This is a genomic window from Methylibium sp. T29 (assembly GCF_000576205.1).
Classification (GTDB): domain Bacteria; phylum Pseudomonadota; class Gammaproteobacteria; order Burkholderiales; family Burkholderiaceae_C; genus Methylibium; species Methylibium petroleiphilum.
The window spans coordinates 1-6,145 of record NZ_AZND01000201.1 but is presented as its reverse complement, the minus strand read 5'-3'; the positions used below and the strand labels follow the sequence as shown (position 1 = coordinate 6,145).

Annotated in this window: 4 protein-coding genes and 1 pseudogene; 2 read left to right on the top strand and 3 right to left on the bottom strand. The window is 72.1% G+C overall.

The window, feature by feature from the left end; genetic code table 11:
- Both x551_RS17300 and x551_RS17295 read left to right on the top strand, forming a co-directional pair.
- Nucleotides 1-773: pseudogene (locus x551_RS17300) on the top strand (lysophospholipid transporter LplT); the annotation flags it as partial.
- Nucleotides 770-1,840, top strand: coding sequence for a glycosyltransferase family 1 protein (locus x551_RS17295; protein WP_036249764.1), 1,071 nt, complete (start codon nucleotides 770-772; stop codon nucleotides 1,838-1,840). The pseudogene x551_RS17300 and the gene x551_RS17295, both read left to right, overlap by 4 nt.
- Here x551_RS17295 and x551_RS17290 read toward each other — a convergent pair.
- The 3 genes from x551_RS17290 to x551_RS17280 form a co-directional block, all read right to left on the bottom strand.
- The gene (locus x551_RS17290; RefSeq protein WP_036234805.1) at nucleotides 1,791-2,342 is read right to left on the bottom strand and encodes a hypothetical protein; all 552 of its coding nucleotides are present in this window, start codon (nucleotides 2,340-2,342) and stop codon (nucleotides 1,791-1,793) included. The two genes, x551_RS17295 and x551_RS17290, sit on opposite strands and share 50 nt — an antisense overlap.
- 429 nt (nucleotides 2,343-2,771) lie before the next feature.
- Entirely contained in the window at nucleotides 2,772-4,007 is a 1,236-nt protein-coding gene (locus tag x551_RS17285; RefSeq protein ID WP_051495861.1) for a DUF1501 domain-containing protein, read from the bottom strand.
- Between the two features lie 13 nt (nucleotides 4,008-4,020).
- A complete protein-coding gene (locus x551_RS17280) occupies nucleotides 4,021-5,868 on the bottom strand; it encodes a DUF1800 domain-containing protein (RefSeq protein WP_231497748.1) in 1,848 nt (615 codons plus the stop codon).
- Nucleotides 5,869-6,145 lie beyond the last annotated feature (277 nt).

Sequence of the window (6,145 nt, the reverse complement as noted above, 5' to 3'; positions counted from 1 at the left end):
TGCCGACCGGCGGCACGCAGTTGCTGCCGGCGCTGCTCACGGTGCTGGCGCTGTTCGTGTTGGCCGGCGTGCTGAACCTGTGCATCCCGGACAGCGGCGCGCGCTACCCGCGCGTGGCGCCGGGCCGGCTGCTGCGGCAGTTCGCCGACGACAACGGCCGGCTGTGGCGCGATCCGGCCGGTCGCGTTTCTCTGGCCGTGACCACGCTGTTCTGGGGCGTCGGCGCGACGCTGCAGTTCGTGGTGCTGCGCTGGGCCGAGCACTCGCTGGGGCTGGATCTGCACGAAGCCGCAGGGCTGCAGATCGCGACCGCGCTCGGCCTGATCGCCGGGGCCGTGGCGGCCGGCCGCTGGCTGAGCCTGCCGAACGCCACGCGGGTGCTGCCGCTGGGCATCGCGATGGGCCTGCTGGTGCCGTGGATGACGGTCATCGAGCAGCCGTTCGCGGCCACGCCGCTGCTGGCCGCGGTGGGCGCCTGCGCCGGCTTCTTCGTGGTGCCGATGAACGCGCTGCTGCAGCACCGCGGCCACACGCTGCTGAGCGCCGGCCGCTCGATCGCGGTGCAGAACTTCAACGAGAACCTGGGCGTGCTGGCCCTGCTGGCGCTCTATGCCGCGCTCACCGCGGCCGGCCTGCCGCTGGCGCTGCTGATCTGGGGCTTCGGCGCCCTGGTGGCGCTGGCCACGGCCGCGATCACCGCGCTGCACCGCCGCCACGCGAGCCTGGGCGCCCACCCCGCACCGCATCGCAACGCCACACCGGAGAACGCATGAAGCTGATGATCGTCACCGACGCCTGGGAACCGCAGGTCAACGGCGTGGTCCGCACGCTGAAGATGACGCGCCGCGAGCTGCAGAAGCTCGGGCACGAGGTGGAGCTGCTGTCGCCGCAGGGCTTTCGCAGCATGCCCTGCCCCAGCTACCCCGAGATCGAGCTGGCGCTGACCACGCGCCGCGGCGTCGCGCGGCGCATCGATGCCTTCGCGCCCGACTGCCTGCATATCGCCACCGAGGGGCCGCTGGGCTGGCTGGCGCGCTCGGTGGCCCGCTCGCGCGGCTGGCCGTTCACCACTGCGTACCACAGCCGCTTTCCCGAGTACGTGCACGCGCGCACGCGCCTGCCCACGGCCTGGAGCTATGCGCTGCTGCGGCGCTTCCACAACGCCGGGCTGGGCACGCTGACGCCCACGCCGGCCATCGTGGACGACCTGCGCGCCCGCGGCTTCCGGCACGCGCGCTGGTGGTCGCGCGGCGTCGACCTGGGCCTGTTCAGCGCCGACGGCCCGCGCCTGCCGCGCGCCGAGCACCCGGTGTTCCTCTACGTCGGCCGCATCGCGGTGGAGAAGCAGGTCGATGCCTTCCTGAAGCTCGAACTGCCCGGCGAGAAATGGATCGCCGGCGAGGGCCCGGCGCGCGCCCGGCTCGAGGCGCGCTATCCGGGCGTGCGCTGGTTCGGCGTGCTCGACGGCCCGGCGCTGGCCACGCTCTACCGCAGCGCCGACGTGATGGTGTTCCCCAGCGTGACCGACACCTTCGGCCTGGTGATGGCCGAGTCCATGGCCTGCGGCACGCCGGTGGCCGCCTTCCCGGTGCCGGGCCCGATCGACGTGGTGGGCCGCTCCGCCGGCGGCGTGCTGCACACCGACCTGCGCGTGGCCTGCCTGCGCGCGCTGCAGCTGCCGCGCGAGGCGGTGCGCCGCCACGGCGAGCAGTACTCGTGGGAGCGCGCGACGCAGCAGTTCCTCGCGGCGCTGCGGCCGATCGACGGCCATCGCGCGTCGGAAGAGATGCTCAGCGCGGCGGAGCGTTCGCCGAACGTCGGCGCCCGAGATCCTGCATGAAGGCCTCCAGCGCCATCTCGTCGCGCGATCCGACCGGCGCCATCTCCAGCCGCATCGCGCTGGCACCGAGCGGCTGCTCGCGCGCGCACACCATCTGCTGCAGCTGCCCGCCGTAGCGCTCCGGGCGCCCCTGCTCGCGCAGGTAGAGGTTCTGGGCGCGGTAGGCGGTGCGCTCGGACTCGAGCGTCTCCTCGCAGTCGGTCTGGTACTGCGAGGCCTTGCGGCGCGACTCGAGCACGTGCACGAGTTCGTGGACGATGAAGGAGTTGTCGCGGCTGCTGTGCGGATCGAGCTCGTCGCTGACCAGGATGCGGCTGCGGGTGTGGTCGTAGATGGCCACCATGTCGGCACAGGTCTGCGGCTGCACCGGACAGACCTGCGAGCGGAGCACCGAGGCCGGCAGCAGCTGGACCGAGGGCAGCTGTTCGAACGGCACCGGGTCGTAGCCCGACAGGCGCGCGGCGGCCGCCAGCAGGTAGCTCAGGAGCGCCGCGTCGAGCATCGCCGTCCTCCGGGCCTCGGGCGCGGCCGTCCGCGCATGGACACATCATTGCCGAAGTTGGATGGCCTTGCCAGTGATCGTGGCCGACGCTTGCGGTTCGCCTGCACCGAGCGCTGCTGACCACGCCATCGGGCGAACGGCTCCGCTCGTGTCCCCCGGACGTCGGCCTCCCGGCCGCCGCCCTCCTCCTCTACCTCGCTGCGCCATTCACCCGACGTCCTGGTCGCACGTACCACCGAGAGGCGCGAAGGTCTTCAAACCTCGGCACGCCGCGGTGTATCGAAGCGCCGCGACGGGCCGCTGTGTGGAGTGAAGTAAAGGAGGAGAGCCCGACCGGAGGTCGGGCTCGGGGGACATGAACGCAACACAGCGGACCGGCGCGGCGCCAGCTCCCACGGCGCGCCTCGCACCGGAAGTGCCCGTACCTCCTCAGGCGAACAGCGGGAAGCTCTCGAAGCGCCCCCGCAGCACCGCCTGCGTGTCGGTACGACCGAACCAGCCGTCCATCACGGTGGCGTAGGTGCGGCGGAAGTCGGTGGTGTGGCGCAGGTTGTCGTCGGGCGTGCGCTCGGTCAGGCTGACCGGCCGGCCGTACTGCCCGCCCTTCACCGGCTTGCCGACGATGAACATCGGGCCGGCAGTGCCGTGGTCGGTGCCGAGGCTGGTGTTCTCGGGCACGCGGCGGCCGAACTCCGAGAACGCCATCAGCACCACGTCGTCGGCACGGCCGATGCGCTCCATGTCGCGCATGAAGGCCAGCACGCCGTCGGACACGTAGGTCAGCAGGCGCTGGTGCAGGTCGGCCTGGTGCACGTGGGTGTCGAAGGCGTTGTTGCGGTAGGCCACGTAGTAGAGCTGCGTCGGCAGGCCGGCGGCGATCAGCGAGGCGACCTTGGGCAGGTCGACCGGCAGCACGCCGTAGTCGACCGGCGTGGAGTACTTCGACCACGCCTGGCGCACCAGCTCGGAGGCGTCGCGCGCGCTGCGGGCGATGTCGCGCAGGTAGCGGCGGTTGCCGCTGTCGGAGGCCTCGGACGGCTCGACCCGGTCGAGCAGGCCGCGCTCCTCGTAGAAGCCTTCGCGGACGAACTTCTCCGGGTCGTCGAACACCACCGGCACGTGGCGCCGGCTGCGCACCGCGAGCGATTGCGTGGCGTCGATGTTGACGATGAAGTTGCTGGCGCCGTCGGGCCGCATCGCGTCGGCCAGGCGGCCGACCCAGCCGTACTCCTCGCCGCTGTTGGGCGCCGCGGTGTGCCAGTAGGCCATCGACGAGAAGTGCGAGAAGTTCGGGTTGTCGTAGCCGCAGCCGTGCACGATGGCGAGCTTGCCGTCCTTGTAGAGCCGCTCGAAACCCGCCAGGCCGGGGTTGAAGCCGTGGTGGTCGTCGATGCGGCGCAGCCGCTGGGCCGGGATGCCGAGCTTGGGCCGCAGCCGGTAGTAGGTGTCGTCGGCATACGGCACCACGGTGTTCAGGCCGTCGTTGCCGCCCGACATCTCCAGCACCACCAGGATGCGGCGCCGTTCGCTCGCCGGCACGACGGCCGGCTGCTGCGCCATCGCGGCGAACGGCGTCGGCAGCACCAGGCCGCCGAGGCCGGCCTGCAACAGCGCGCGCCGCGTCAGGGCGGCGCCGCGTGCGGGCGTGTGGGACGAAGCGCTCATCGCGGGTCCTTCCTCATCCGAGCTGGTAGTCGGGACTGGCCAGCATCAGGTGCAGCAGCATGCGCAGGCCGTCCTCCATGTAGGTGGATGCGCGGTCGATGCGGTCGGTGCCCAGCTCGCGCGTCAGGAACTCGACCCAGGCCGCGCGCTGCGCGGCGCCGACCGGTGCGCTCAGGAAGCGGCGCGTCAGTGCGTCGACCGCGTCGGCCGTGCTGCGGCTGCCGCTGGCGACGACGAGGCCGCTCAGGTCCACGCGCGCCATCGTGCGCGGAATGGGCTTCACCACCTCGACCGCCTTCTGCCAGCCGCGGTAGCTGCCGTAGCGGGTGTTGAACTCCTCGTCGCGGTCGCTCATGCGGTTGGACATGGCCATCGCCTCGCCGCCGGCCATGTCCTTGCCTTCGGGCACGGTGGCGGCGGTGATGTCGAGCCCGCGCGAGATGCGCTCGTGCACCGCGCGGATCTCCAGGCCGGTGGCGTTGCTCGGGAAGCGGTCGTTCGGCAGCGCGGTGAAGTCGGGGAACAGCACGTCGCGCGCGAAGTTGCCGCGCTCCATCAGCAGGCCCGGCGTGATCCAGCTGCGGCCGTAGGCCCAGCCGGCCACGGTGGGCGGGTACAGCAGGTGCTGGCCCAGCGCGCCGGTCACGTCGTTGAAGTCGGGCACGCCCGGCACCTCTTTCAGCCCGAGCTTGCGGTAGGTCGAGACCACCAGCTCCACCGGGCTCTTGATGCGCGTGCCCACCACCTCGGGGCTGTAGAAGTCGCGCGAGAGGAAGATGGCTTCGAGCAGCGGCGCGATCTCGTAGCGGTTGTCGCGCAGCACGGCGCCGAGGCGCCGGCGCAGCTCGGGGGTGATCTCGTCGCGCGCCAGGTAGCGGTAGATGCGCCCAGCCAGGTACTCGGCCGTGACCGGCTGCTCGAGGATCAGGTCGATGACCTGCACGCCGTCGAACGGGCCGCGGCGGCCGAACACGAGCTTGTCGCTGTCGTCGTGCTGGGCGCGGTTGACGACGAAGCGCAGGTCGTCGTAGTTCCAGCCGGTGAAGGCGCGCGCCGCCTCGCGGATGTCGCGCTCGCTGTAGTTGCCCACCCCCATGGTGAACATCTCCATGATCTCGCGCGCGAAGTTCTCGTTGGGCGCGCCCTTCACGTTCACGCCGGCGTCCAGGAAGGCCAGCATCGCCGGGTCCTGGGCCACGCCGATCATCAGCTCGCGGAAGTTGCCCAGGCCCTTGGCCTGGAACAGCTGCAGCTGCTGCAGCATCTTGCGCGCGTCGCGCACCTTGTCCTCGTGGGTGGCGAAGTGGCCGTGCCAGAACAGCGCCATCTTCTCCTCCAGCGGCCGCTGCGTGAGCAGCATGCGGTTGGCCCACCAGTAGGCGACGCGGTGCGTCTCCAGGCGGCTGGCGCGCAGCCAGTAGAAGAACTTGTTGACCACCGGCTGCAGGCGGCGGTTGCCCTCGGGCTTGGCAGCCACGCCGAGCGCCTCGCCGCGCGCCTTGGCGGCCTCGGTGGTGGCCGGCCGGCTGGCGGGAAACGGTTCGAGGCCGGGCTCGTGGATGTCGGAGGCGTCGAACGGCGGCAGGTGGCTGTTGTCGATGCCCTGCGGCCGCACCAGCGTGGCCACCGCCTGCTGCGGCGTCATCGCGGCGAAGCGCGCGATCTCCTCGGGCGTGGGACCGAAGCCGGCCCGCTCCAGCAGGTGCGCGGCGCGCTCGGCGTTCCACTGGTCGGCGGCGATCGGACGCAGATCGCCGCTCCAGGCGGCCGGGCCGGCACCCGGTGCGGCGACACCGGCCGCGGCGGTGCCGGCCAGCACGAGGCCGAACAAGGCAGACCTGAGGAGGCGGCGCAGGGACATCATCGGAATCCGGGCTGGTGGGTCAGGCAGCCCGCACGGCGGGCGCTGGCGATTCTGGGCCCGGGGCCGGGCGTTTGCACGCGGCCGGCGCAGCTCGGGCAAATTACCCGGCCGCCACCCTAGGACAGGTCGACGCCGAGCTCGGCGGCCAGCCGGTGCAGTTGCGCACGCAGCATCACCACCTCGGCCTGCAGGCGGTGCTGGTTGGCGCGCAGCGCCTGGATCTCGCCGGCCGTCACCAGGTCCTCGGGGGCGCCGCCGGCCGGCGCCGCGGTGG

Excerpts from the sequence above, each read along its gene's own strand:
- x551_RS17285 (WP_051495861.1), bottom strand. The coding sequence starts at position 4,007 with ATGAGCGCTTCGTCCCACACGCCCGCACGCGGCGCCGCCCTGACGCGG.
- x551_RS17290 (WP_036234805.1), bottom strand. The coding sequence starts at position 2,342 with ATGCTCGACGCGGCGCTCCTGAGCTACCTGCTGGCGGCCGCCGCGCGC.
- x551_RS17280 (WP_231497748.1), bottom strand. The coding sequence starts at position 5,868 with ATGTCCCTGCGCCGCCTCCTCAGGTCTGCCTTGTTCGGCCTCGTGCTG.
- x551_RS17295 (WP_036249764.1), top strand. The coding sequence starts at position 770 with ATGAAGCTGATGATCGTCACCGACGCCTGGGAACCGCAGGTCAACGGC.